At 44.0% G+C, this 25,641-nt stretch carries 19 protein-coding genes; 14 read left to right on the top strand and 5 right to left on the bottom strand.

What is annotated here, in order from left to right:
- Window positions 1–121: 121 nt before the first annotated feature.
- The 3 genes from emrD (at window position 122) to xthA (ending at window position 4,742) form a co-directional block, all read left to right on the top strand.
- Window positions 122–1,327: a multidrug efflux MFS transporter EmrD gene (gene emrD / locus ACED46_RS00310; RefSeq protein WP_371720698.1), complete on the top strand. Its 1,206-nt coding sequence runs from the start codon at window positions 122–124 to the stop codon at window positions 1,325–1,327.
- 348 nt (window positions 1,328–1,675) lie between these two features.
- Window positions 1,676–3,766 carry a S9 family peptidase gene (locus ACED46_RS00305; RefSeq protein ID WP_371720735.1) on the top strand — a complete coding sequence of 697 codons (2,091 nt, stop codon included), beginning with the start codon at window positions 1,676–1,678 and terminating at the stop codon, window positions 3,764–3,766.
- 169 nt (window positions 3,767–3,935) lie between these two features.
- Complete coding sequence (xthA, locus tag ACED46_RS00300; protein WP_010437369.1) at window positions 3,936–4,742, top strand: exodeoxyribonuclease III; 807 nt, start codon at window positions 3,936–3,938, stop codon at window positions 4,740–4,742.
- 71 nt (window positions 4,743–4,813) lie between these two features.
- On the opposite strand, the gene ACED46_RS00295 is transcribed toward xthA, so the two are convergent.
- From ACED46_RS00295 to ACED46_RS00280, 4 genes are all read right to left on the bottom strand, one after another.
- Entirely contained in the window at window positions 4,814–5,491 is a 678-nt protein-coding gene (locus ACED46_RS00295; RefSeq protein WP_017063494.1) for an ABC transporter permease, read from the bottom strand.
- A 2-nt stretch (window positions 5,492–5,493) separates the two neighbouring features.
- Window positions 5,494–6,234: an ABC transporter permease gene (locus ACED46_RS00290; RefSeq protein ID WP_017062124.1), complete on the bottom strand. Its 741-nt coding sequence runs from the start codon at window positions 6,232–6,234 to the stop codon at window positions 5,494–5,496.
- Window positions 6,235–6,313: 79 nt separating this feature from the next.
- Complete coding sequence (locus ACED46_RS00285; protein WP_017062125.1) at window positions 6,314–7,084, bottom strand: ABC transporter substrate-binding protein; 771 nt, start codon at window positions 7,082–7,084, stop codon at window positions 6,314–6,316.
- A 137-nt stretch (window positions 7,085–7,221) separates the two neighbouring features.
- On the bottom strand, window positions 7,222–7,992 hold the full coding sequence (locus tag ACED46_RS00280) for an ABC transporter ATP-binding protein (RefSeq protein ID WP_004736532.1): 771 nt from the start codon (window positions 7,990–7,992) through the stop codon (window positions 7,222–7,224).
- Window positions 7,993–8,781: 789 nt separating this feature from the next.
- Here ACED46_RS00280 and ACED46_RS00275 point away from each other — a divergent pair.
- The 8 genes from ACED46_RS00275 (at window position 8,782) to ACED46_RS00240 (ending at window position 21,187) form a co-directional block, all read left to right on the top strand.
- Window positions 8,782–10,323 (top strand): DUF3360 family protein, encoded by a 1,542-nt coding sequence (locus ACED46_RS00275; RefSeq protein ID WP_371720697.1) that lies wholly within the window; start codon window positions 8,782–8,784, stop codon window positions 10,321–10,323.
- A gap of 307 nt (window positions 10,324–10,630) precedes the next feature.
- The gene (pflB, locus tag ACED46_RS00270; protein WP_102427865.1) at window positions 10,631–12,907 is read left to right on the top strand and encodes a formate C-acetyltransferase; all 2,277 of its coding nucleotides are present in this window, start codon (window positions 10,631–10,633) and stop codon (window positions 12,905–12,907) included.
- A 200-nt stretch (window positions 12,908–13,107) separates the two neighbouring features.
- On the top strand, window positions 13,108–14,109 hold the full coding sequence (locus ACED46_RS00265) for a lipid A deacylase LpxR family protein (protein ID WP_017063491.1): 1,002 nt from the start codon (window positions 13,108–13,110) through the stop codon (window positions 14,107–14,109).
- Between the two features lie 164 nt (window positions 14,110–14,273).
- Window positions 14,274–15,014 carry a pyruvate formate lyase 1-activating protein gene (gene pflA, locus ACED46_RS00260; protein WP_010437353.1) on the top strand — a complete coding sequence of 247 codons (741 nt, stop codon included), beginning with the start codon at window positions 14,274–14,276 and terminating at the stop codon, window positions 15,012–15,014.
- A gap of 220 nt (window positions 15,015–15,234) precedes the next feature.
- Window positions 15,235–15,735, top strand: a complete 501-nt coding sequence (locus tag ACED46_RS00255; protein WP_017066932.1) for a YfbU family protein — start codon at window positions 15,235–15,237, stop codon at window positions 15,733–15,735.
- A 544-nt stretch (window positions 15,736–16,279) separates the two neighbouring features.
- Window positions 16,280–18,214 (top strand): PrkA family serine protein kinase, encoded by a 1,935-nt coding sequence (locus tag ACED46_RS00250; protein WP_048607448.1) that lies wholly within the window; start codon window positions 16,280–16,282, stop codon window positions 18,212–18,214.
- A gap of 127 nt (window positions 18,215–18,341) precedes the next feature.
- The gene (locus tag ACED46_RS00245; protein ID WP_017062133.1) at window positions 18,342–19,613 is read left to right on the top strand and encodes a YeaH/YhbH family protein; all 1,272 of its coding nucleotides are present in this window, start codon (window positions 18,342–18,344) and stop codon (window positions 19,611–19,613) included.
- 11 nt (window positions 19,614–19,624) lie between these two features.
- The gene (locus tag ACED46_RS00240; protein ID WP_017062134.1) at window positions 19,625–21,187 is read left to right on the top strand and encodes a SpoVR family protein; all 1,563 of its coding nucleotides are present in this window, start codon (window positions 19,625–19,627) and stop codon (window positions 21,185–21,187) included.
- A gap of 91 nt (window positions 21,188–21,278) precedes the next feature.
- Here the strand turns inward: ACED46_RS00240 and sohB are convergent, their stop codons facing one another.
- Entirely contained in the window at window positions 21,279–22,340 is a 1,062-nt protein-coding gene (gene sohB, locus ACED46_RS00235; protein WP_004737399.1) for a protease SohB, read from the bottom strand.
- A gap of 143 nt (window positions 22,341–22,483) precedes the next feature.
- On the opposite strand from sohB, the gene ACED46_RS00230 reads away from it, so the two are divergent.
- The 3 genes from ACED46_RS00230 (at window position 22,484) to ACED46_RS00220 (ending at window position 25,560) form a co-directional block, all read left to right on the top strand.
- Window positions 22,484–23,224 carry a YciK family oxidoreductase gene (locus tag ACED46_RS00230; protein ID WP_017062135.1) on the top strand — a complete coding sequence of 247 codons (741 nt, stop codon included), beginning with the start codon at window positions 22,484–22,486 and terminating at the stop codon, window positions 23,222–23,224.
- A 155-nt stretch (window positions 23,225–23,379) separates the two neighbouring features.
- The gene (imuA, locus tag ACED46_RS00225) at window positions 23,380–24,087 is read left to right on the top strand and encodes a translesion DNA synthesis-associated protein ImuA (RefSeq protein WP_017063488.1); all 708 of its coding nucleotides are present in this window, start codon (window positions 23,380–23,382) and stop codon (window positions 24,085–24,087) included.
- Window positions 24,088–24,090: 3 nt separating this feature from the next.
- Complete coding sequence (locus ACED46_RS00220; RefSeq protein ID WP_102319685.1) at window positions 24,091–25,560, top strand: DNA polymerase Y family protein; 1,470 nt, start codon at window positions 24,091–24,093, stop codon at window positions 25,558–25,560.
- Window positions 25,561–25,641 lie beyond the last annotated feature (81 nt).

Here is a 25,641-nt window from a genome sequence, read left to right as displayed (position 1 = left end):
CTAAGCCCGCAATCAAGCTCTAATATCTCGCGCCTAGATTCCCTGAACACTTTATTCATTTGGCTCTCCTTTAATGGAGCGCTAAGGCTTTTTACGTCTTAATTTTTGGAGAGATACGCAAATGTCCGCCTCGTTTCCATTAGCGAAACTTACCTTTTTAATCGCTATTCTGACTGCCGTAGGTCAAATGACTCAAACGATGTACGTGCCTTCTATCGGTCATATGGCAGGTGAGTTCTTAGTTTCGGCATCTTCACTGCAGGCAGTGATGGCGTGTTACTTGATCCCTTATGGTCTGTCGCAATTTGTTTACGGCCCACTTTCAGATCGCCTAGGTCGTAAACCGATCATCGTGATTGGTTTGATCATCTACATCATCGGTACTTTGGTAGCATTGTTCGCTCACGAATATGAATGGTTCTTAGCGGGCAGCTTTATCCAAGGTTTGGGCATCGGTTGTGGTGGTGCGATGTCTCGTACATTGACTCGCGACTGTTTTGAAGGCGCAGAGCTGCACCGTGCAAACAGCTTGATTAGCATGTGTGTGATTTTCTCACCATTGATGGCTCCTGTACTGGGTGGTTACCTAACAGAAGTTTTCGGCTGGCGTTCTAGCTACTTATTCCTTGCGCTGTTTGGTATTGCTGTTGTGATCACTATGATGACGAGCATGATGGAAACACTGCCGAAAGAACGACGCAAGCATGAATCGGTTGCCAACAGCTACAAGTTCGTTCTGTCTGATAAACGTTTCCAAGGTTTCTTATTGGTATTAGTCGCAACCTTTGCTGGTGTAGCCGTATTTGAAGCAGCGGCAGGTGTGTTGCTTGGTGGCGTACTTGGCTCACCGGCAACCACAGTAAGCTTGCTGTTTGTCTTGCCTATTCCAGGTTACTTAGTCGGTGCAGGCTTATCTAGTTACATCGCACAACGTCGCTCTGAGCGCCGTGCATTGAATGTTGGTCTGGTTGCGATATTGGTAGGCTCAACAGTGGTATTGATACCGGGTCTGTTTGGTCAAACAACAGCATTAACTTTGATTGGCGGTGCCACAATTTACTTCTTGGGCGCTGGCATATTATTCCCAGCAGCAACAACAGGGGCACTTTCGCCATTCCCGTACCACGCTGGTACTGGAGGTGCGATTTTAGGTGGTATGCAAAACCTAGGTGCTGGCATCGCAACACTATTGGCATCGTTCTTCCCAGCTCAAGACCAACTGCCACTCGGTTGCCTGATGATTGCTATGTCATTCATCGCTATGCTTGGTTTACGTTGGGTTAATCGTAAACCTGACCACTCAAACGAAATGCCATTGGCTATTTAACGTAAAACTCGAATCTTGCTAAACAAAGGAAAGGGACATACTGAAAAGTGTGTCCCTTTTTGTTGCACATTTATTCCTTCCACTCTCACGTATCAGTAATTTCATTTAACATTGCTTTGATTTTTTGAAAACAATAACAGACACTTACGATGAAGGTGCATATCCAGAATCCAATTATAAATAATATCACTGGAAGAACACCAACGTACCTGAACTCTCACAACAAAGGATGCTGGCATTAAAACGAGTAAGGTACACACTAAGGATATACAGATGCGTATCGCTTTAACCACATTAGCCGTATCAATAGCGCTTGTCGCCGGATGCAGCAATCAAGGAATCTCAACCATGAACCACTACTCTCAATCACAGCTCGTCGCTCAGCAAACCCAAGCACCCGTTGCTAAGAAAGTCCCTCACGCAATGACGATTCATGGTGAAACCCGAATCGATGATTACTATTGGATGCGCGATGATGCACGCCTAGATCCAGAGATATTGCAACAACTTGAGCAAGAGAATCAGTACGCAGATACGGTGTTGAAACATACAGAAGCAGCGCAAAAACAATTATTTGAAGAGATTAAAGGCCGAATCGCGAAAGACGACAATTCGGTACCGGTTCGCAAAGGCAGTTACTACTACTCGAATAAGGTCACAGGCGACAACGAATACCCAGTTCACCTGCGTGAAAAAAACTTTTTAGGCACAGACAAGCAAGTCATCTTAGATGTAAACGAGCTAGCAAAAGAGCATGAATTCTTCAGTATTGGTGGCTTAACGATCAGCCCAGACGAAAACTTGTTGGCCTATGGCGAAGATACGCTAAGCCGCCGCATTTACACCATCAAGATCAAAGACCTCACAACAGGTGAATACCTAAAAGATGAAATTGAAGGCGCTTCAAGTGCTATCGCGTGGCAAAACGACAACCAAGCCTTCTACTACATCAAAAAAAATCCACAAACATTGCTGGGTTATCAAGTTTACCGCCACGTGTTAGGCACAGCTCAGGCAAGCGATCAGTTAATCTACGAAGAAGCCGATAGCGCTTACTACACCTCTTTGAGTAAAAGCAAAGATGGAGAACAGGTCTACATTTGGCATTCGAGCACAGAAACCAGCGGTGTCTCAGTCATCGATGCCAACAACCCAAAGGCTACAGCTGAGGCTTTCTACCCAAAAGAGAGCGGCATAGAGTACAGCATCGCTAAGCTAGGTGATTGGTATTACATCTACACCAACTACCAAGCGGTCAACTTCCGTTTAATGAAAGTCACAACCGAAGAGATGCATGATCGCTCAAAATGGGTCGATGTCATCCCAGCAGACGATAATACTCAGCTTGTAGATTTCGAGTTGTTTGATGACCATCTTGTCTACGAGCAACGCGCGGATGGCTTGTCTACAGTGAAAGTTCGCCAACTCTCAACAGGCCACGAGTTTCCACTTGAATTTAACGACACCGCATTTGCCGCTTACCTAACGAGTAACTATGAATTAGATAACGCAAAAGTTCGTATCTATTACAGCAGCTTAACCACGCCAGGTACTTACTATGATTTCGACCTAAGTACAGGTGAATCCGAACTCATGAAGCAAACACCCGTATTAGGTGATTTCGAAGCGGATAACTACCAATCAGAGCGAATCATGATTACGGCTCGCGATGGTAAGCAAGTTCCTGTCTCTTTGGTTTATCGTAAAGACTTATTTAAGAAAGACGGCACTAACCCAATCTACCAATACGGCTATGGGTCTTACGGCTCTACGATTGAACCTACCTTCAGCTCAACTCGCCTAAGCCTACTGGATAGAGGTTTTGTTTATGCCATCGCACATGTCCGCGGTTCAGAAATGCTTGGTCGCCCTTGGTATGAAGATGGCAAAAAACTGACCAAACAAAACACGTTCAACGACTTTATTGATGTAACCAAAGAGCTTGTTGAAGAAGGCTACGGCGCGAAAGATAAAGTGTTCGCCGTTGGGGGGTCTGCTGGCGGTCTATTGATGGGAGCAATCATCAACCAAGCACCAGAACTGTACCGTGGTATTGGTGCACATGTTCCGTTTGTAGACATTGTGACAACCATGCTCGATGAATCGATCCCTCTAACCACCAATGAGTATGACGAATGGGGTAACCCGAACGATAAAGCCTACTACGATTACATGCTGGGGTACTCACCGTACGACAACATTAAGGTACAAAACTACCCGAACATGTTGGTAACGACAGGCCTGCATGACTCACAGGTGCAGTACTTTGAGCCAATGAAATGGGTTGCGAAGCTGCGTGAAATGAAAACAGACAACAACGTATTGCTGTTCAAAACCGATATGGAAGCCGGTCACGGTGGCGCTTCTGGCCGATTTAAACGATTAAAAGAAGACGCACTTGAATACGCGTTCTTTTTGGATTTACTTAAGACTCAATAGATTCTACGTAACTGTAAGTATTCACATCATTTAATGTCGCCATTTTGTCTCTACAAAGTGGCGACAGAAATTATTAAGCATGGTTAAATACGATGAACCATGAAATCCACCAAATCAAAAACCTTTAAAAACAAGCAGTGACAAAGGTTTACGAGAGGTATAAAAACAAATGAAAGTAATTAGCTTCAACATCAACGGTCTTAGAGCCCGCCTTCACCAACTGCAAGCTATTATCGACAAACACCAACCCGACGTGATTGGTCTGCAAGAGATAAAAGTGCACGATGAAGCCTTCCCAATTGCTGATGTTGAAGCAATGGGCTATAAGGTTTACTTCCACGGTCAAAAAGCCCACTACGGTGTGGCAATGTTGTGTAAGCAAGAGCCTATTTCTGTGCAGAAGGGTTTCCCAACAGATAATGAAGACCATCAAAAACGCATGATCATGGCGACGTTTGAAGATGAAAATGGTGAAAAGGTTACCGTGCTAAATGGCTACTTCCCTCAAGGGGATAACATCAAGCATGAAACAAAATACCCGTACAAACGCCAGTTCTACAAAGACTTGATGACTTACCTAAATGACTACCACAACAAAGACGAACAAGTCATTGTGATGGGCGACATTAATATCAGCCCTATCGACGCAGACATCGGCATCGGTGAACCTAATGCGAAACGTTGGTTGAAAACAGGTAAGTGCTCTTTCCAACCAGAAGAGCGAGAATGGTTGAAAACACTGATGGATTGGGGTTTTGTGGATAGCTTCCGCTTACTGCACCCTGAAGTAAACGACCAATACTCGTGGTTTGACTACCGCTCGAAAGGTTTCGTGGACAACCGCGGCCTACGAATTGATGTAGTACTTGCGACTCAGAAGCTTGCTGATAAGTGTACTGAAGCAGGCATCGATTACGAACTGCGTGGCATCGAAAAGCCGTCTGACCACGCGCCAATTTGGTCAACGTTTAAGTAATCAACAGCAACAGAATCTGCTCATAAAAAACGGCGCTATAGAAGCGCCGTTTTGTTAATTATGATGTGTAATTAGCTAAGTGGTCTTAAGTAAGCTAAGAAACGTTTCTCTGCGAATTTGAAAATCGCAATGATGATAAACGTCAACCCCATGTAAAACAGACCTGCTGTTAGGAAAGATTCAAACGGAGCATAGTAGCGAGAGTTAACCAAACGAGCTGCACCCGTTAGATCCATAATCGTCACAATACCTGCAACGGCTGAGCCGTGAAGCATGAAGATAACTTCGTTACTGTAAGCCGGTAATGCACGACGTAGAGCACTTGGTAAGATGATACGACGGTAAGTCTTCGGTGTGCTCATGCCGTAAGCTTTTGCTGCTTCCACTTCACCTTTCGGTAAGCCATTAATCGCACCGCGAATGATCTCAGCAGTATAAGCTGACGTGTTAAGAATGAATGCCACCAAAGCACAGAACCACGCGTTTTCCCATAATGTGTCTTTCACTGGGAAGAATTGGTCCATACCGTAGTAAATCAGGTACAGCTGAACCAGTAATGGCGTACCACGGAAGAAATAGATGAATGACCAAGCCGGAGCATTAATCAGCATATTTGGACTGTTACGAGCGATAGCTAGTGGTATGGCGACGAATAAGCCAATGATCAAAGCAACGCAAACCATCCAAGCCGTTGTCCATAAACCACCAAGGTAAATCGGCAGGCTTTCAATTATCAATGAAAAGTCCATAACTACCTCGCGTGGATACTGAATTTACGTTCAACCAGCTTAAGTAAGCCCGTTGAAACACTGGTGAAGAATAAGAAGATAATCGCCACAGTCATGTAGAAAGTGAATGGCATTTTGGTTGAACCCGCCGCCAGTGCACTAACACGTACCATGTCTTCTAGGCCAATAATCGAAACCAGCGCAGTGGTTTTAAGTAATACCAGCCAGTTATTCCCAAAACCCGGTAATGCGTGACGAATCATCTGCGGTAGCAGTATGCGGTGAAACGCCTTTACAGGGCTCATACCATAAGCTTTTGCCGCTTCCATTTCACCGCTGTCGACAGCCATGATGGCACCACGGAACGTTTCTGCCATATAGGCACCGAAAATAAAGCCTATGGTTAAGACACCAGCAACAAATGGGCTGACATCAATATAATCAGGTAAGTAAGCGGTCCATTCGTGGTTAGGATCACTGGATGCAAACCACTCGTTGAGCCACTCGTTGATGGAATACAAACTGTTGTTTAAAAGGATTTGTCCACCAAAGAAAATCAGCATCATCAGTACGAGATCGGGAATGCCTCGAATGACGGTTGTGTAGAGGGTTGCAATAGCACGAGCCCAGCGATAAGGCGCGAGTTTTGCTAAGGCACCTAGCATACCAAGAACCATAGCTAAAATTAGCGACAGCAAGGCAACTTCGATTGTGAGCACCGCCCCTTTCAGGATCGACGCTTCATATCCTTGTAAATCAAACATAATGGATTCCAACAGAACTGCGAAAAAGTTGGTAAGACAGGGAGAGGAGAACCTCTCCCTTAAGAATTGACGCTAAAGATTACTGACCGTATACGTCGTAGTTGAAGTATTTAGCCGCGATATCTTGGTAGATGCCTTTTTCACGTAGTGAAAGGATTGCCGCATCTAATTGCTTAGTCAGATCTTTGTCTTGCTTACGAACAGCAATACCCATACCTTCACCGAACCACTTAGGATCCGTTAGAGAGGGGCCAACAAACTCGTAGTCTTCACCACCAGCTTTGTTCAGCACGCCTTCTTCTAGAGCAGATGCATCACCTAGTACAGCAGCAACACGACCGTTTGCTAGATCAAGGTAAGCTTCGTCGAATGAACCGTAACGAACGATCTCTACTGTATCGCCGTAGTTGTCTGTTAGGTATTTATCGTGAGTTGTTGCACGTTGAACTGCAATCTTTTGACCGCTTAGATCATCAAAGTTAAGGCCTGCACCTTTCTTAGCGATGAACTTGTTTGGGATAAGTGCGTATTTACCAGTGAAGTCGATTTTTTTCTTACGCTCTTCCGTGATAGACATTGCCGCGATGATCGCATCATATTTACGAGCAAGTAGAGAAGGAATGATACCATCCCAGTCTTGTGCAACGATCTTACACTGCACCTGCATTTCAGTACAAAGTGCGTTAGCCATATCGACATCGAAGCCTTTCAGTGACCCGTCAGCTTCTGTCCAGCTAAATGGAGGGTAAGCACCTTCAATACCAAAGCGTACTGTTTTCCATTCTTTTGCTTGAGCTACGCCCGTTGCAGCAGTTGCAGCAAGTGCCGCGACTAATAACCACTTTTTCATATCCCTACTCCTGTGATTTAGGTTTTTATGTTTTGCTAGTTTTAATATTGTGTTTGTTGTTGCTTATTAACTTACTTGTTGTGTTTTATTGTTCACACCGTCGCTGTTTACCGTTGGCAACGGCGTTTCAATTCTGATTAGTAAATCGATGAGATAAATTGTTGTAAACGTTCAGATTCAGGTTCCGTAAACAGTTTAGCTGGATCGCCCTGTTCTTCCACTAGACCTTGGTGCAGGAACATCACATGGTTTGATACGTCACGAGCAAAAGCCATTTCATGTGTTACCACAAGCATGGTTCTTCCTTCTTCTGCTAGATCTCGCATTACACCGAGTACTTCCCCTACTAACTCAGGGTCAAGTGCTGATGTTGGCTCATCAAACAGCATCACTTCCGGATCAACCGCTAACGCTCGAGCAATTGCCGCTCGTTGTTGTTGTCCACCGGATAAATGACCTGGGTAGTAATCTTTGCGCTCATACAAGCCTACTTTTTTAAGTAGTAGTTCTGCATTTTCAATCGCTTGAGCTTTAGGTACACCTAATACGTGAACGGGTGCTTCGATAACATTTTCGAGAACGGTCAGGTGAGACCAAAGATTGAAGCCTTGAAAAACCATCGCTAAGCGTGAACGGATACGCTGTACTTGTTTTTCGTTGGCAGGAACAGATACGCCTTGGCGGTTGTTTTTCATTTGAATTAATTCGCCATTAACCCAAATCTCGCCTGCAGTTGGTGTCTCTAAAAGGTTGATACATCTAAGGAAAGTACTTTTACCCGACCCTGAAGATCCGATAATCGATACTACATCGCCTTTATGCGCAGAAAGTGAAATTCCCTTTAAAACTTCATTTTGACCAAACGTCTTGTGTAAGTCCTTTATGTCCAGCGCTGGTACATCTTTCATGCGCTTTCTCTCCCAAGTTTGTGAAAATGCAAGGTACTCCGACCTTTTCATGCGATACAAACTAGCACCACACGAAACAACATGCAACAAATTATTAACCTGATAAATTGGAATAAATAGCGATTCACTCTGACTTATTATGCAAAAGGTAGCGTTTTCGCCTCAATTTAATGAATGAGTTCTATCAATAAGTCGTAATTACCACTCTTACATTGTTTACATAAAGTTAATCAAAATGAGATTTACGTAGCTCGATGTCTTACTAGCAAAACAAATTTTGTGTGCTAGAAAATGTCGCTGACAAAAAATATAACGCTCATAGAGCCATACACAACACACTATAAGGCACAGTAATTTTAAGGTTATTACATTGTAAGTATTTCTCTAGCGATCGAAGGTAATCCAATAATAGTGAAATAACTCAATAAGATTTAGGTTTGCAGCATATGCTTTAACCACCAAGGCTCGAGTAATAGAGGTTAACGTCAGTTTGTGAAAACAAATTACACTTTTTATCAATGGTACGTTAATGAATCGCTGCGTTTTGTAGCTTTCTTTCACATACACTCATAAAGTGATCAAGATCAATCACCCTAAAGGGTAAGCTTGTTAGACTCCTCAACACAAAATAAGGCATTAAAAATGCCAAACATTTCTTTTAACTTAGCTGCATAAAGCACATCAAAACCGTGCAACATGATGTTAATGAGTTATAACTAAGAAATAACGCAATTACGCGAACTTATAGAATTCAATTTTAGAATTACTAACATAAAATATGAGGAATCTATGTCAGACGTTGTGAACAATGCGAACTCTGAAGTAGAAGAGAAAAGCTATAAAGAGCTACACCGCCCTGCTTCTGAATTTGAGAGCCGCTCAGATTATCTAGATCACGAACTTCAAATCATGAAGCCTCGCCGCTTCGGTTTAAACCTTCCAGGTCGTGACTTCCGCTTTGAACTTGAAGATCTTGTTCCTGCACTTGCTGGTACTATTGGTATCATCGCGATGTACTCTGCAGTAATGATGTCTTGGGCTGAAGGCCTAACTCAAGCTTGGGATCACGTAAACCTTGGTAAAGACTTTGCGATTGAAGTCGCTCGTGTAGAAATGCTTATCCCTGCACTGCTGTTCTGTATCCTTGCTTCTGGTTTCTTTAACCCTAAAGCTAACCTTGCCGGTAACCACGGCCCAATGATTCCTCTTATTGGTACCATCGCTCTTGCTGGTGCTCACCCTCTTGCATTGGCCATCCTTATCGGTGTGTTCGGTCTTATCCTAAGCTTCCTAAAAGGTGGGTCTAAACTTGTTAACCTTACCTCTGAAGGTACGGCGGGTGGCTTGCTCATCTTCTTGGGTCTAACCGGTACAATGAGCCAAATCAACTCAATTCAAGCTTGGGCTGTTGGTCTTCAGTCTGACACTGTCGCTGCTGGTAGCATGGGTTACATCGGTTTGATTGTTCTAGCCGTTACCATCGGTCTATATGCATTCCTTGCTAAAGTGAACAAGCGTTGGTTAGCAATCCCTGTTTGTGCTTTCACTGGTCTAGCTATTGCTCTAGTACTTGGTGCTGGTTTCGATATCAAATTCGTAACTGAAACAGGCATTCCAAACCTAAACCCAATCTACTGGTGGGGTTCTACTGAAGAAGGTTGGATGCTTGGTTTACCAAACGTTGAGCACTTCATCGCTTCTCTACCATTTGCAATCCTAGCAGTAGCAATGTGGTCACCTGACTTCCTAGGTCACCGTATCTTCCAAGAACTGAACTACCCTAAAAAGTCTGAAAAAGTACTGATGGACGTAGACGACACAATGACTATGTGTTCAGTTCGTCAAATGGTAGGTACAGCAGTTGGTGGGGGTAACATCACTTCATCTTGGGGTACTTACATGATCCCAGCGGCTATCGCGAAACGTCCAATCCCTGGCGGCGCAATCTTGCTTGGCTCTCTATGTATTATTGTTGCGATTCTTGGCTTCCCAATGGACGTAGCAGTATGGCCACCAGTGATGCGTGTTGCGCTACTTGTAGGTGTATCTCTACCTCTACTTGAAGCGGGTATGCAGATGGTTAAAGATTCAAAAGACTCTCAAGCAGCTGGTATCTGTATCTTCGGTTCAGCGGTTGTTAACCCAGTATTAGCATGGGCACTGACTATGCTTCTAGATAATAACGGTCTAATTGGTGATAAAGAGCGTGCGAAGCGTCTATCATTTGTAGATAAGATTGTTATCCCAGTTGGCGTTTTAGTTATCTGTCTAGTAGCAATGCTTGCAGTTGGTATGCTAGAAAGTCAATATGGCCTAAAAGCTTGGCTATAATGGTCCTTACTACACAAAAGTAGTATTAGGATTAAAAAAAAGTTTGGGTGGCAACCCCTGCCACTCAAATTTTTTCAACTTTTTTTGGCATTTATTGATTTAGTTTAAGGTTTACAGAAATTTTTTAGCGTAGTCTTGAATTCATAGAGTAAAGACAACATATAAAAGGTAGTGACAATATATATAACCATATGACGCTTATATGCTCATATATATTGTTATTAATAAGAGTGTACTACCCTTACGAGGGGCGCTGGCTCAACAGTGTTAATGTACGTATTTTTTCTACTAAAAAGGTAGGTATGTCATGGCAGAGCAATTTGCTAAAGCTTGGGAAGATTTTGCTGCAGGTGAGTGGCAAAGCGAAGTAAACGTTCGTGATTTCATTCAAAAGAACTACACGCCGTATGAAGGCGACGAGTCTTTCCTAGTTTCTGAGGGTACTGAAGCAACTAACAAGCTTTGGTCTTCGGTAATGGAAGGTATCAAACAGGAAAACGCAACTAAAGCACCTGTAGATTTCGATACTTCTGTTATCTCTACCATTACTGCTCACGATGCAGGTTACATTGAGAAAGATCTTGAGACTATCGTTGGTCTACAAACTGAGAAGCCACTAAAACGTGCAATCATCCCTAACGGTGGTGTACGTATGGTTGAAGGTTCTTGTAAAGCATACGGTGAAACTCTTGACCCAATGGTTTCAAAAATCTACTCAGAATACCGCAAAACACACAATGCTGGCGTTTTCGATATCTACACTCCTGATATCCTAAAATGTCGTAAGTCTGGTGTTCTGACTGGTCTTCCTGATGCTTACGGCCGTGGTCGTATCATTGGTGACTACCGTCGTGTTGCACTTTACGGTATTGATTTCCTAATGAAAGACAAAGCTGCTCAATTCGCTTCTCTACAAGAGCGTTTCGAGAACGGCGAAGATCTTTCTGCAACAATGCAATTGCGTGAAGAGATCTCTGAGCAACATCGTGCTCTAGGTCAAATCAAGCAAATGGCTGAGAAATACGGTTTCGATATCTCTGAGCCAGCTCAAACAGCTCAAGAAGCTATCCAGTGGACTTACTTCGGCTACCTAGCTGCTGTTAAATCTCAAAACGGTGCTGCAATGTCTCTAGGTCGTACTTCGACTTTCCTAGACATCTACATCGAGCGTGATATCGCTGCTGGCAAGATCACTGAAGAACAAGCACAAGAAATGATCGACCACTTCGTAATGAAACTGCGTATGGTTCGTTTCCTACGTACTCCTGAGTACGATGAGCTGTTCTCTGGCGACCCAATCTGGGCAACAGAGTCTATGGGTGGTATGGGTATCGACGGTCGTACGCTAGTAACGCGTTCGAACTTCCGTTTCCTAAACTCTCTATACACTATGGGTCCTTCTCCAGAGCCAAACATCACTGTTCTTTGGTCTGAGCAACTACCTGACGGCTTCAAGCGTTTCTGTGCGAAGGTATCTATCGATACTTCTTCTATCCAGTACGAAAATGATGACCTAATGCGTCCTGACCTAGAGTCTGATGATTACGCTATCGCTTGTTGTGTATCTCCAATGATCGTTGGTAAGCAAATGCAGTTCTTCGGTGCTCGTGCTAACCTTGCGAAAACAATGCTTTACGCAATCAACGGCGGTGTGGACGAGAAACTTAAGATGCAAGTTGGTCCTGTTTCAGACAAGATCACTGACGAAGTTCTTAACTACGATGACGTAATGGGTCGCCTAGACACATTCATGGACTGGTTAGCTAAGCAATACGTGACTGCACTAAACAGCATTCACTACATGCACGACAAGTACAGCTACGAAGCGTCTCTAATGGCTCTTCATGACCGTGACGTTCGTCGTACTATGGCTTGTGGTATCGCTGGTCTATCTGTTGCAGCTGACTCACTATCTGCAATCAAGTTCGCGACTGTTAAACCAATCCGTGACGAAGATGGCATCGCAACTGACTTCGAAATCGAAGGCGATTACCCTAAATACGGTAACAACGACTCTCGTGTAGATGATATTGCTTGTGAACTAGTTTCTACGTTCATGAACAAGATCCGTAAGCTTAAGACTTACCGTAACTCTATCCCTACACAGTCAGTTCTTACTATCACGTCTAACGTTGTATACGGTAAGAAAACTGGTAACACTCCAGACGGTCGTCGTGCTGGCGCTCCTTTCGCTCCTGGTGCAAACCCAATGCACGGTCGTGATGAGAAAGGTGCTGTAGCATCACTAACGTCTGTAGGTAAACTACCATTTGCTGACGCACAAGATGGTATCTCTTACACGTTCTCTATCGTGCCAAACGCACTAGGTAAAGAACAAGACAGCCAACGTGCTAACCTTGCAGGCCTAATGGATGGTTACTTCCACCACGAAGCTGGCATTGAAGGTGGTCAACACCTTAACGTTAACGTTCTTAACCGCGAAACTCTTGAAGACGCAGTTAAGCACCCTGAGAAATACCCTCAGCTAACAATCCGTGTATCTGGTTACGCTGTTCGCTTTAACTCTCTAACTGCAGAGCAACAAGCTGACGTAATCGCACGTACATTTACTGAGTCTCTATAAGCTCACGCTCAATAGACAGTAAATAATATTAGCCTCGCCAATGTGCGGGGCTTTTTTATATCTGAAATAAATCGCACTACACTCACCTATCCCGCGAAATGTTAGGTTGAGCAAAAAAGCACCCTGTCATACACTTTTTTTCCACAAATTCTGTCAAATTACGGTAATATCGCGGTTCATAATTTAAGAGTAACTGCTCCATGAAATACCTGCGTTGTTTACCCCTGATTCTTCTCTCTTTCTCATCTTTAGCCTCTGAGCGTTCTACGTTAACTTTTGCTTTAGATAATGATGGTATTTTTGGTGTCGACCAAGACTATACCAACGGCTTATTTCTGGGTTACACATCATCAAGTATTACGCCATATAACTGGGTAAAACCATTGAGTCTTTCCTACTGGGGCGCAAGCTCTCTAGACAAGTGGGAAATCACCATTGGCCACAAGATGTATACGCCTTCTGACATTGAGTTAGAAACGCCATCGCCTAATGATCGCCCATACGCAGGTTACCTTCACACTGAATTCAATTACATCAGCTTAAACCCACAGCAAGCCCAGCGTTTTAATATCACGTTTGGTACTACGGGCGAACGTGCACTGTCTGAAGATGCTCAAAAGCTGGTTCACTCGATCACAAAATCAGATGAGCCGATGGGTTGGGAATACCAAGTTGATGATGAGTGGGCGGGAAGCGTTGGTTACCTAAGCCATTTCAACCTAATGCGTAATCAAGCTCTTGCGAATACTGACTACGAAATCTCTAACGTTTCTGAAATCAACGTCGGTAACTTTAGAAGTGATATCTCGACTGGTTTTATGTTCCGTTGGGGTACGGACTTAGGCGGTAACTTTGGTGCTGCTAACATCACCACAGAAAACCCATTCAAACCTGGCATGATCGGCGCATCAAACGCTGGTTGGTTTACCTATGCAGGCCTCGAAGGTCGCTACCGATTCAACGACCTGACTATCGAAGGCGATCGCTCAGGTGTTGATGAGTACGCTAATAAAAACAACGAAGATCCAGCGATCTACGATGTGACTTTAGAGAACATTCAAGCAACTGCTGTATTGGGTGTCGCTTGGTATAACCGATACGTTGGTGCCTCTTTAGCGCTAACCGCAAAAACACCGGATTACGAAGAAGCGAAAGAGTCAGTGTACACCACTGGCGGTATCACAATGTTTGCTTTCTTCTAGCCACCAGTAAGGGCTTTCGTCCTTTACTTTTCAAGTTTAATAAAGGCAATCATCTTCACAGGTGGTTGCCTTTATTTTTAAAGGTCTCGTTACCATTTGACCCTATTTTATGTACCGTTTTTGTAATAAAATAAACGGTATAAATTCCTCTACGAGAATAGCTCATGTCTACAACTGGTCGCATTCACTCATTCGAATCTTGTGGTACTGTCGATGGCCCTGGTATCCGCTTTATTGTGTTTCTTCAAGGCTGCTTAATGCGTTGTATGTACTGTCATAACCGTGATACATGGGATCTTCATGACGGAAAGGAAGTAACGGTCGAAGAGATCATCAACGAAGCAAAATCATACCGTCATTTCATGAAAGCATCGGGCGGTGGTATCACCTGTTCTGGTGGTGAAGCGATGCTACAACCTGAGTTTGTTCGTGACTTTTTCCGCGCAGCTCAAGCTGAAGGCATCCACACTTGTCTTGATACTAATGGCTACATTCGTAAGCACACTGAAGTGGTTGATGAAGTCCTAGAAGCCTCTGATCTAGTTATGTTGGATCTTAAGCACATGCGAGATGAGATTCACCACGATTTCATTGGTGTATCAAACAGACGTACTCTGGATTTCGCACGCTACTTACACAAAATCGGTAAGAAGACGTGGATTCGTTATGTGATTGTCCCTGGCTACACGGACACACCTGAAGATGCTCATCTGCTAGGCGAATTCATCAAAGACATGGATAACATCGAGAAAGTAGAACTGCTTCCATACCATAAGCTTGGTGCACATAAGTGGGAAGCACTTGGTTTTGACTACCCTCTTGAAGGTACAAACCCGCCAAGCAAAGAGAAAATGGACGAGATTGTTGCTGTTCTTAGCCAGTACCATTCAAACGTAAAATACTAATCTAGACTGACGTTCATAGTGATTTCAAGCGCCTCAATTTCGATTGGGGCGTTTTCTTTTCGAGCCAAACAATCCTTTCACTTTTCTTTACAACTTTTGTTTATCAATTCAAAAAATCATATTAAATCCGTGTTGAGATCATGTTTCCACTCGTAGGAATGCTGTTACTCTTACTGCAACAAAAGAATACAACATTTAGTTTTTTAGTGAGGCTCCTCCTATGGAAATGACCAATGCTCAGCGTCTGATTCTATCAAATCAATACTACCTAATGTCTCAAATGGATCCTGAGAACTCCGCTAAATACCAACGTCTACAAACGATTGTAGAACGTGGTTACGAACTCCAAATGCGTGAGCTTAACAAAGAGTTTGGTTGTTTGACTGAAGCAGAATGTCGCGAAATTATCGACATCATGGAGATGTACCATGCAATGCAAGAGTCGAACAAAATGCTTGCAGAACAAGAACGTGCTGAAGTAGACCAACGTCGCCTGCAGTTCTTAGGTTTTGATATCGCTTCTGAAGCGCAGATCGTACACTACGTGCGTTTCCTTGTTGATTCTGAAGGTCTTTACCCTCAATTCGACAAAGCCGATCACCACTTCAATAGCCAAATGCCAATGCTAGAGAAGTACCGTCGCATGCTAACAACATGGCGCAACTGTCCTCGTCAGTACCACCTATGTGCGACAGAGCTATCTCAAATCTTTAGCGCTTAATACGTTAATAGATCAGCGATAACTTTTTAAAAAGTTTCAAGAAAAAGGGTTACTCATCGTGAGTAACCCTTTTTTTATTCGAATCACTTGAACTAGAAAACGCAAGCAGCGTCAAATAACGCAGTAACCTTCTAGAGTATCAATTTACCATTTCAAACATAATGAGAATCAATAACGATTTTTTTGATAAACCATTCTCACATTCTCTTGTTATTTTCTGATAGCCAAGCGCATTAGACCGTTCATCATGCAAGATTATCAATAAGGCTCGGCTATGTATCTAACATACATAAATCCAGCACGGGTATTATTAAGCGACCTAAAATCTCAAAACAAACGGCCAGATCCCCTCGAATGTAAAATAATTTGATTCTACGCGCCTCAAGTTGCCTATTGCGCTCGCCACGTTTTTCACACGCAAAATTGTAAATAAATACATAATTGTTAAGCAAAATTGTGGAAGCGGGTCTAACCTTAAAATGTAGGGAGAGCCTATTTTTCAATCGCTCGTCAGTTTTGACTGGTTAACAAGGGGAATGTGACTATGAGTATCTTTGACCACTATCAATCACGTTATGAAGCAGCCAAGGAAGAAGAGCTGACATTGCAGGAGTTCTTAGGGCTGTGTAAAGACGATAAAAGTGCTTACGCTAATGCTGCCGAGCGCTTATTACTAGCCATTGGCGAACCAGAGGTTATTGACACTGCTCAAGACCCTCAACTGAGTCGTATTTTCTCGAACCGTGTCATCTCACGCTACAGCGAATTTAAAGATTTCTACGGTATGGAAGATGCGATTGAACAGATTGTTTCTTACTTAAAACATGCTGCGCAAGGTTTAGAAGAACGTAAACAAATCCTTTACCTACTTGGCCCTGTGGGCGGTGGTAAATCTTCTCTCGCTGAAAAACTCAAAGCCCTGATGCAGAAACTACCAATCTATGTATTGTCTGCTGACGGTGAACGAAGCCCAGTAAACGATCACCCATTCTGTCTATTCGACGTTAACGAAGACGGCGACTTATTGAAGAACGAATATGGCATTGAGAAACGCTATCTTCGCTCAATTATGTCTCCGTGGGCAGCGAAACGTCTACACGATTTTGGCGGTGATATTTCCAAATTCAAAGTCATCAAACTGCGCCCTTCTATTCTCGATCAAGTTGCGATCGCGAAAACGGAGCCAGGTGATGAAAACAACCAAGATATCTCGTCTCTGGTTGGTAAAGTTGATATTCGTAAACTTGAACACTTCTCTCAAGATGATCCTGATGCCTACAGCTACTCTGGTGCGCTTTGTAAAGCCAACCAAGGTGTGATGGAATTCGTGGAGATGTTCAAAGCGCCAATCAAAGTATTACACCCTCTACTTACGGCAACACAAGAAGGTAACTTCAACGGTACCGAAGGGCTTTCTGCACTGCCATTTGACGGTATGATTCTCGCTCACTCGAACGAATCTGAGTGGCAGACCTTCCGTAACAACAAAAACAACGAAGCATTCCTCGACCGTGTGTACATTGTAAAAGTCCCTTACTGTCTGCGCGTCTCTGAAGAAGTTAAGATCTACCAGAAACTGCTTGAACACAGTGAGCTGTCCAAAGCCCCTTGTTCACCGAGCACACTCGACCTGCTATCGCAATTCAGCATCCTATCGAGACTGAAAGAGCCTGAAAACTCTTCTCTGTTCTCAAAAATGCGCGTTTACGATGGCGAAACTCTAAAAGACACCGATCCAAAAGCGAAGAGCTACCAAGAGTACCGAGATTATGCTGGCGTTGACGAAGGCATGTCTGGGCTATCAACGCGTTTCGCCTTTAAGATCCTGTCTCGTGTGTTTAACTTCGACCAAGCCGAAGTGGCCGCGAACCCAGTGCACCTGTTCTACGTTATTGAGCAGCAAATCGAACGGGAGCAGTTCCCTCAAGAGACCGCCGAGAAGTACCTAGAGTTCTTGAAAGGATACCTAGTGCCACGCTACGTAGAGTTCATCGGTAAAGAAATTCAAACCGCTTATCTAGAGTCTTACTCTGAGTACGGTCAGAATATCTTCGACCGCTATGTCACCTACGCAGATTTCTGGATTCAAGACCAAGAGTACCGCGACCCAGAAACAGGCCAACTATTTGACCGTGCTTCTCTGAATGGCGAACTAGAGAAAATCGAGAAGACAGCCGGTATCAGTAACCCTAAAGACTTCCGAAATGAGATTGTGAACTTTGTGCTTCGTGCCAAAGCCAACAATAACGGTCAAAACCCAGTGTGGACGAGCTACGAGAAACTGCGCACTGTGATTGAGAAGAAAATGTTCTCTAACACAGAAGAGCTACTTCCTGTTATTTCGTTCAATGCTAAGACCTCAACGGATGATCAGAAAAAACATGACGACTTCGTTGCTCGTATGATGGAAAAAGGCTACACCGAGAAGCAAGTGAGACTGCTATCTGAGTGGTACCTAAGAGTTCGTAAATCCTCATAACTAAACGGTATTGAGCTGCTCAACTGAGCAGCTCGTATAAACCAATAACTTTTATACCTTAGTAAATCAATAACTCTTATACCCGAATAAAAAGTAGGATCGCGACATCAGCTGAGAGGGAGTTCTTATGGCACAATTTATCGATCGGAGGCTCAATGGCAAAAATAAGAGTGCTGTGAATAGACAGCGTTTCTTACGACGCCATAAAGAGCAAATCAAAGAATCCGTGGCCGATGCAGTTAACCGACGCTCAATCACCAATACAGAAACAGGTGAAGACGTCACTATTCCCCATAAAGACATCAAAGAGCCGAACTTTCACCAAGGTCAAGGCGGCGTAAGAGAGCGCGTTCACCCAGGTAATGATCAGTTCATCACTGGCGATAAAATCGAACGCCCTAAAGGTGGTGGTCAAGGTGGTGGCTCAGGCCAAGGCGACGCAAGCCCTGATGGCGAAGGCCAAGATGAATTTACCTTCCAAATTTCAAAAGATGAGTATCTTGATATTCTCTTTGAAGATTTAGCTCTACCTAATCTAGAGAAAAATCAGGTCAACAAAATCACCGAATGGAAAACTCACCGCTCTGGTTACCAAAGCGCGGGGATTCCATCCAACATCGCTATCGTTCGTTCACTACAGCAATCTCTGGCTCGTAGAACCGCGATGACAGCAGGTAAAAAGCGCGAGCTTAACCTACTGATGGAACAGCTTGACCAAGTTAAAATGACGGAGCCGGCACAACCTTTTGAGGAAGGTCGCCTCAAAGAAGAGATTGCCGAGTTACGTAAAAAGATTGAAAGCGTGCCGTTCATTGACACCTTCGACTTACGTTTTAAAAACTACGAGAAGCGCCCTATTCCATCTAGCCAAGCCGTGATGTTCTGTCTAATGGATGTATCGGGCTCTATGGATCAGGCCACAAAAGATATTGCGAAGCGCTTTTATGTTCTTCTGTATCTGTTCTTAAATCGCACCTACGAAAACGTCGATGTTGTGTTTATTCGTCACCATACTCAGGCTAAAGAGGTCGACGAACATGAGTTTTTCTACTCACAAGAAACGGGTGGCACCATTGTTTCAAGCGCACTGAAACTGATGAAGGAAATTGTCGCAGACCGCTACCCTGCTAATGAGTGGAACATCTATGCAGCACAAGCCTCTGATGGCGATAACTGGGCTGATGACTCTCCTCGCTGTAAAGAGTTACTGGTCAATACGCTTCTGCCAACTTGCCAATATTACTCTTACATCGAAATAACACGCCGCTCTCATCAAACACTTTGGCACGAATACGAAAAACTCGAGAGTAGCTTTGACAACTTCGCCATGAAAAACATTAAAACGGTGGATGATATTTTTCCTGTGTTTAGAGAACTGTTCCAGAAAGAGACAGCGTAAGGGAGTTTGCCATGACAGCGAAATCAAACGTTGCAGAGAAAAACAAAGCTGCAAAAAAGAAAAACGACAAGATGCTGCCTGATGGTCCAGATTGGACGTTCAACCTCTTGGAGAAATACCACGTAGAAATCAAACGTGTTGCGCAGCATTACCGTTTAGATACTTACCCAAACCAGATTGAAGTGATTACTTCAGAACAGATGATGGATGCCTACTCGAGCATTGGTATGCCTATCAATTACAACCACTGGTCTTTTGGTAAGAAATTCATTCAAACCGAGCAAAACTACAAGCATGGCCAAATGGGCTTGGCATACGAAATCGTAATCAACTCCGATCCGTGTATCGCTTACCTGATGGAAGAGAACACGGTCACAATGCAGGCGCTGGTAATGGCTCACGCTTGTTATGGCCACAACTCTTTCTTTAAAGGCAACTACCTGTTCCAAACATGGACCGATGCCAGTTCCATCATCGATTACTTGTTGTTTGCTAAGAAGTACATCAGTGGTTGTGAAGAGAAATATGGTGTTGCTGAAGTCGAGCAGCTCCTTGATTCTTGTCACGCACTGATGAATTACGGCGTAGACCGATACAAACGCCCTGAGAAGATTTCCATTGCAGAAGAGACAGCAAGACAAGAAGAACGCGAAGCTTATCTGCAATCTCAAGTGAATGAGCTATGGCGAACCGTTCCTCAAAATAAAAGTAAGGAAGAAGAGACCAAGATCCGCTTTCCTAGCGAGCCTCAAGAAAACATTCTCTACTTTATCGAGAAGAACGCACCACTGCTTGAACCTTGGCAACGAGAGTGTGTTCGCATCGTTCGCAAAGTGAGCCAATACTTCTACCCTCAAAAACAAACTCAAGTGATGAACGAAGGCTGGGCAACCTTCTGGCATTACACCATTCTTAACCACCTTTACGACGAAGGCTTGGTGAGTGATAAGTTCATCTTAGAATTCCTACACAGCCATACCAGTGTCGTCGCACAACCTGCCTACAACAGTCCTTATTTCAGCGGGATAAACCCTTATGCGCTTGGCTTTGCGATGTTTAGAGACATCCGACGCATCTGTGAAGAGCCAACCGATGAAGATAGAGAGTGGTTCCCTGAGTTAGCCGGAAGTGATTGGTTAGAAGCGGTGCACTTTGCGATGCACAACTTCAAAGATGAAAGTTTCATCAGCCAATACCTTTCTCCAAAAATCATTCGAGACTTTAAGCTGTTCTCTGTACTCGACGACGACCGTAAAAATACCATTGAGGTGAGTGCTATTCATGATGATCCGGGCTATCGCCTGATTCGTGAGAAGCTTGCGGCGCAATACAACCTAAGTAACCTTGAACCAAACATTCAGGTGTTTAATGTCGATGTTCGTGGTGACCGCTCAATGACACTGCAATATGTGCCTCACGACCGCATCCCGCTTGATAAAGGCTACGACGAAGTGATGAAGCATCTCTATCGCTTGTGGGGCTTTGATGTGATTTTGGAAGAGCTCAAAGACACGGGTCATCGAGAAATCCTGACGACTTGTCCGAAACGCAATGACTATGGAGCCAAGATTTAATACCCATCATAGTAAGTAGATTATGGGTATAAAACTCCGCTCCCCCTACAACATAGTGGTCACCCGCTCGGAAGTGGAGCAATAAAAAAGCTTAAACAATCGGCTTTTGACCGCGTTCAATCAGCTTCATCAGCACGCTGTCTGCAGATTTACCTGCCACGCCAGCTAGCTTGTCTGACAGCTTTTTCTTCTGTACATAGTGAATCGCTAGAACCGTCTTGTCTTTGCATGCTTCAACAACTAAGTCATCAGAAGTACGGATCTCATCCACCAGCCCAAGTTCATGTGCTTGTGTACCAAACCAGTGCTCACCCGTTGCAACCTTATCAAGGTCTAGCGCTGGACGATGGTCACGAATGAAGTCTTTGAATAAGCCGTGTGTCTCTTCTAGCTCTTCTTTGAACTTCTCACGTGCTTTATCGCTGTTCTCACCAAACATAGTCAGTGTGCGCTTGTACTCACCCGCAGTTAGCTGTTCAAACTCAATGTCGTGCTTTTTAAGCAGTTTATTGAAGTTTGGCAGTTGAGCGATAACACCAATAGAGCCAACAATAGCAAACGGTGCAGATACAATTTTGTCTGCGATACATGCCATCATGTAACCGCCGCTTGCCGCCACTTTGTCTACCGAGATAGTCAGAGGCAAACCTGCCGCTTTGATACGATCAAGTTGAGAAGACGCTAAACCATAGCCGTGAACCATGCCACCGCCAGACTCAAGTTTCAGCAATACTTCATCACCTTCACGAGCCACAGCCAGAACCGCCGTTACCTCTTCACGTAATGAAGCCACTTCTTTCGCATCAATGCTGCCGTTAAAATCAAGAACGAATAGATGTGGTTCACGCTTGCTATCAAGCTCACCCTCTTTCGCTGCTTTCTTCACTTCTTTACCGCGTGATTTTACTTTCTCTTTTTCCGCTTTCTTTTCTGCTTTATCACGGGCTTTGATGAAAGCATCATCGTGTAGATGGTGCTCTAATTGTTCAATCGTCTGTTTATGGTGTTCAGATAGGTTCGTGATTTCCAGCTCACCTTTAATCGCGCTTGATTTTCCACCCACAGATTTAGCAATGACTAAAATTGCAATGATGGCGATTACAACGGTCGCAATCTTGGCTAAAAACAAGCCGTAGTCCAACAAAAATTCCAATGTCATATCCCCTATTGTATGAATTAGTGTATTGTAACCATCTTGTCACGATTACCAAGAATTTCTCATCATTCCTGCGGTTATCTGTGTGATTAAACATCAATGGAATGACGAACATAATAAAAGAAAGAAGGATAAGCACAGTGGATTACCCAATCTCTACAGATGCCCTCAAAGATAAAGTAATTTTGGTTACAGGTGCCGGTGCTGGCATTGGTCGCCAAGCTGCACTAAGCTTCGCTCAACATGGCGCAACTGTCATTCTGTTAGGCCGCAATGTTAAAAACCTAGAATTCATTTACGATGAAATCGAAAGCGCTGGTTACCCGCAGCCTGCAATTATCCCATTGGATTTAAAAGGTGCGACAAAGCAGAACTACGTTGATATGGCTGAAACCATTCAATCACAGTTCGGTCGTTTAGACGGCCTACTTCATAATGCTGGCGTTCTTGGCACTCTGAGCCCGTTTGAGCAGATTGATGAAGAAACCTTTGATGATGTTATGCAGATCAATGTGAAGTCTGAGTTCTTGATGACTCAAGCTCTGCTACCTGCACTTAAGAAAGCAGAAGCGGGTCGTATCGTATTTACCTCTTCAACGGTTGGTCACTCTGGCCGTGCATTCTGGGGCACTTACGCAATTTCTAAGTTTGCTACCGAAGGTATGATGCAAATCCTAGCGGACGAGCTTGAAGACACGAACATCCGTGTTAACGCAATCAATCCAGGCGGCACTCAAACACGTATGCGTGCAAAAGCGTACCCAGGAGAAGATGCGAATAAGCTAAAAACGCCACTCGACATCATCCCACTGTACCTACACTTAATGAACCCAAGTGTGACAGACATTAATGGCCAATGTATCGATGCTCAACCTAAGTAACTGATATCATTGACCAATAGTAAAAAGTCGCTTCCATAGCGGCTTTTTTTGTATCTAAATCAATCAACTAACACTTACTGCCGCTAATTTTCATCATTTCTCTTTGCATCTTTTTCATTGTTAAATATACTGTATAAATATACAGATATTTAATTATGCATGAACTAATAAAAAACTTACAAGACCGCCAGCTAATCTGGAAAGGGTTACAATCAACAACGCAAGGAAGCACCACTTCAACAGGCTATCCTCAACTGGATAAACAGCTTGATGGCGGCTTCCCGACGCACGGCGTTATTGAAGTTGAATCACAACAAGGGATCGGCGAGCTTCGCCTACTGACGCCCTATTTATCTCAACAAAACTCGCAAAAACTGGCCATATTCATTAACCCGCCAGGGAAGATCTGTGCTGAGTTTTTTAACAGCCAAGGCATTGAATTAGAAAACATTCTCGTTATCCAGCCTCAACGCGATCTCGATGCGTTGTGGGCAGCTGAGCAGTGCCTCAAAAGCGGCGCTTGTCACTCTGTATTGCTATGGGGAGCCGATCTAGAAATACACCAAACAAAGCGCCTACAAGCAGCCAGTGAAACCGGTAAGTGCCTGCAGTTTCACTTTAAAGCCACCAGCCATAATCAATTATCCCTGCCCGTTTCCTTAAGCATGAAACTCTCTTCTCACGCGCAGGGATTAAAGGTTGAAGTGACTAAGAGAAAAGGCAGCTGGTCGTATGGCAGCTTTATTCTAGACATGACACACTACTGGCCGTTACTCACAGAGAAAGTCGTTTATGAAGACAATTCAGACCGCGCTTTGTCTGGTAACACTGTGCTGGCTTTTCCTATTGCGAAGCAAGGCTAACGTATGTTGTGGCTTTATCTGCACTTTCCATCTCTGCAGTTGGATACCTTGTTTAACTCTAATGAATTGGGTTCGAGCGAAGACTCACGCGAACAACCTATTATCATCGTGGATGAAAAAGATCACCATGTACTGCAAGCAAACCCAGCTGCGCTGCAATCGGGAATTTCGCTTGGTATGGGCTTAGGGTCTGCAGCAGCTTTGTGCCACAACTTACACGTCCACCCTTACAGTATTGAACTGGAGAAAAGTAAGCTTAAAGAGATCGCTCAATGGGCGTATCTGGTCACTTCCGACATGGCGTTATTGCCACCTAATGGTTTGTTGATTAAAGCCTCTAACATGCTGTCACTTTACGACGGGCTAGATAACTACTGGCATGAGCTCAAAAGCCACTTAGAAACGCTCAATATCCAGTTCAGCTTCGCTACGGGTTATTCGCCGCTTTCTGCGATCCTTTTGGGTAAGCAAGCGATCAACCAAGCAACAAACAATATTGAGCAGATGAAAACTTGGGTCAATCAACAAGCATTAATTTCCAGTGAGCTACCGACCAAGCAAGTGGAACGCCTGAACCGTGTCGGTATCAATACCGTTGAAGACTTATTAAAGCTGCCTTTGCAAGAGGTCGCACGCCGCTTTGATATCGACTTGGTGAATTATGTCGGTCGCCTTAACGGCCAGTTCAAGCACCCGATTGATTTCTATCATCCACCAGAGAATTTCCAGCAATATTTGGAGCTATTGTTTGATATTGAAAACATCCTATTTATCGAAAAGCCGTTGCTGAAATTACTGAATCAACTCGAATGTTTTTTGAAGCTACGCGATCGAGTGGCTTTCGAGTTAACTCTGACTTTACACCTAAGAGATAAAGACGATCACCCTGTCTCTTTTTATTCGGCACAAGGTGATTACCTTGCTGAAAAATGGGCGAACCTTACTCATCTCACCTTAGAGTCACTCAAGCTCACCGCACCGGTTCAAGGACTGACCCTCAGCTTGGTTCGTCATGGAGAACCCCAAATGGCCTACCATGATCTTTTTGATGGTAATACCGGAACACTTGCCGCGTTAGATTTGCTCTCACTACTGCAAGCAAAGCTTGGACAAGCCTGTATTCAAACACCAAAAATACAGCACGACCCAAGGCCAGAAAAGGCCAATCAGTATTCGCTCCCAACACTGAGTAAGTCTGTGACAAAAAGGCAAACCCCCCCAGAGAGCGAGCAACAAACCATAGCTCTCAGCGTCGTTCAACAGCGGCTCAGGCCCAGTATTTTACTGCCAGAGCCCGAAGCCTTAACCGAAAGCGTCACCTTATCTCAAGGCCCAGAGCGCATTGTGTCTGGCTGGTGGGACGGAGAGAAGGTCATTCGTGACTACTTTATTGCTCACAGCGAAAACGGTCGGTGGCTCTGGATATTTAGAACGCCAGATAAACAGTGGTTTTTGCACGGCTTATTTAGCTAGTCGGTAAGAACGTAAGTCAGCAAGAAACTTTGTTAGCTCCTCCGTTCTACTTATTCAATTTCAGCGTCCCTTTTCAATCAT

It is taken from the genome of Vibrio sp. 1S139 (genome assembly GCF_041439475.1).
In the GTDB taxonomy this organism is placed as follows: Bacteria; Pseudomonadota; Gammaproteobacteria; order Enterobacterales; family Vibrionaceae; genus Vibrio; species Vibrio crassostreae_C.
This window is presented reverse-complemented; position numbering and strand designations above follow the sequence as displayed.

Bases quoted from the DNA above. Each gene is read 5' to 3' on its own strand.
- emrD (WP_371720698.1), top strand. From the start codon at position 122: ATGTCCGCCTCGTTTCCATTAGCGAAACTTACCTTTTTAATCGCTATT.
- ACED46_RS00305 (WP_371720735.1), top strand. From the start codon at position 1,676: ATGAACCACTACTCTCAATCACAGCTCGTCGCTCAGCAAACCCAAGCA.
- xthA (WP_010437369.1), top strand. From the start codon at position 3,936: ATGAAAGTAATTAGCTTCAACATCAACGGTCTTAGAGCCCGCCTTCAC.
- ACED46_RS00295 (WP_017063494.1), bottom strand. From the start codon at position 5,491: ATGGACTTTTCATTGATAATTGAAAGCCTGCCGATTTACCTTGGTGGT.
- ACED46_RS00290 (WP_017062124.1), bottom strand. From the start codon at position 6,234: ATGTTTGATTTACAAGGATATGAAGCGTCGATCCTGAAAGGGGCGGTG.
- ACED46_RS00285 (WP_017062125.1), bottom strand. From the start codon at position 7,084: ATGAAAAAGTGGTTATTAGTCGCGGCACTTGCTGCAACTGCTGCAACG.
- ACED46_RS00280 (WP_004736532.1), bottom strand. From the start codon at position 7,992: ATGAAAGATGTACCAGCGCTGGACATAAAGGACTTACACAAGACGTTT.
- ACED46_RS00275 (WP_371720697.1), top strand. From the start codon at position 8,782: ATGTCAGACGTTGTGAACAATGCGAACTCTGAAGTAGAAGAGAAAAGC.
- pflB (WP_102427865.1), top strand. From the start codon at position 10,631: ATGGCAGAGCAATTTGCTAAAGCTTGGGAAGATTTTGCTGCAGGTGAG.
- ACED46_RS00265 (WP_017063491.1), top strand. From the start codon at position 13,108: ATGAAATACCTGCGTTGTTTACCCCTGATTCTTCTCTCTTTCTCATCT.
- pflA (WP_010437353.1), top strand. From the start codon at position 14,274: ATGTCTACAACTGGTCGCATTCACTCATTCGAATCTTGTGGTACTGTC.
- ACED46_RS00255 (WP_017066932.1), top strand. From the start codon at position 15,235: ATGGAAATGACCAATGCTCAGCGTCTGATTCTATCAAATCAATACTAC.
- ACED46_RS00250 (WP_048607448.1), top strand. From the start codon at position 16,280: ATGAGTATCTTTGACCACTATCAATCACGTTATGAAGCAGCCAAGGAA.
- ACED46_RS00245 (WP_017062133.1), top strand. From the start codon at position 18,342: ATGGCACAATTTATCGATCGGAGGCTCAATGGCAAAAATAAGAGTGCT.
- ACED46_RS00240 (WP_017062134.1), top strand. From the start codon at position 19,625: ATGACAGCGAAATCAAACGTTGCAGAGAAAAACAAAGCTGCAAAAAAG.
- imuA (WP_017063488.1), top strand. From the start codon at position 23,380: ATGCATGAACTAATAAAAAACTTACAAGACCGCCAGCTAATCTGGAAA.
- ACED46_RS00220 (WP_102319685.1), top strand. From the start codon at position 24,091: ATGTTGTGGCTTTATCTGCACTTTCCATCTCTGCAGTTGGATACCTTG.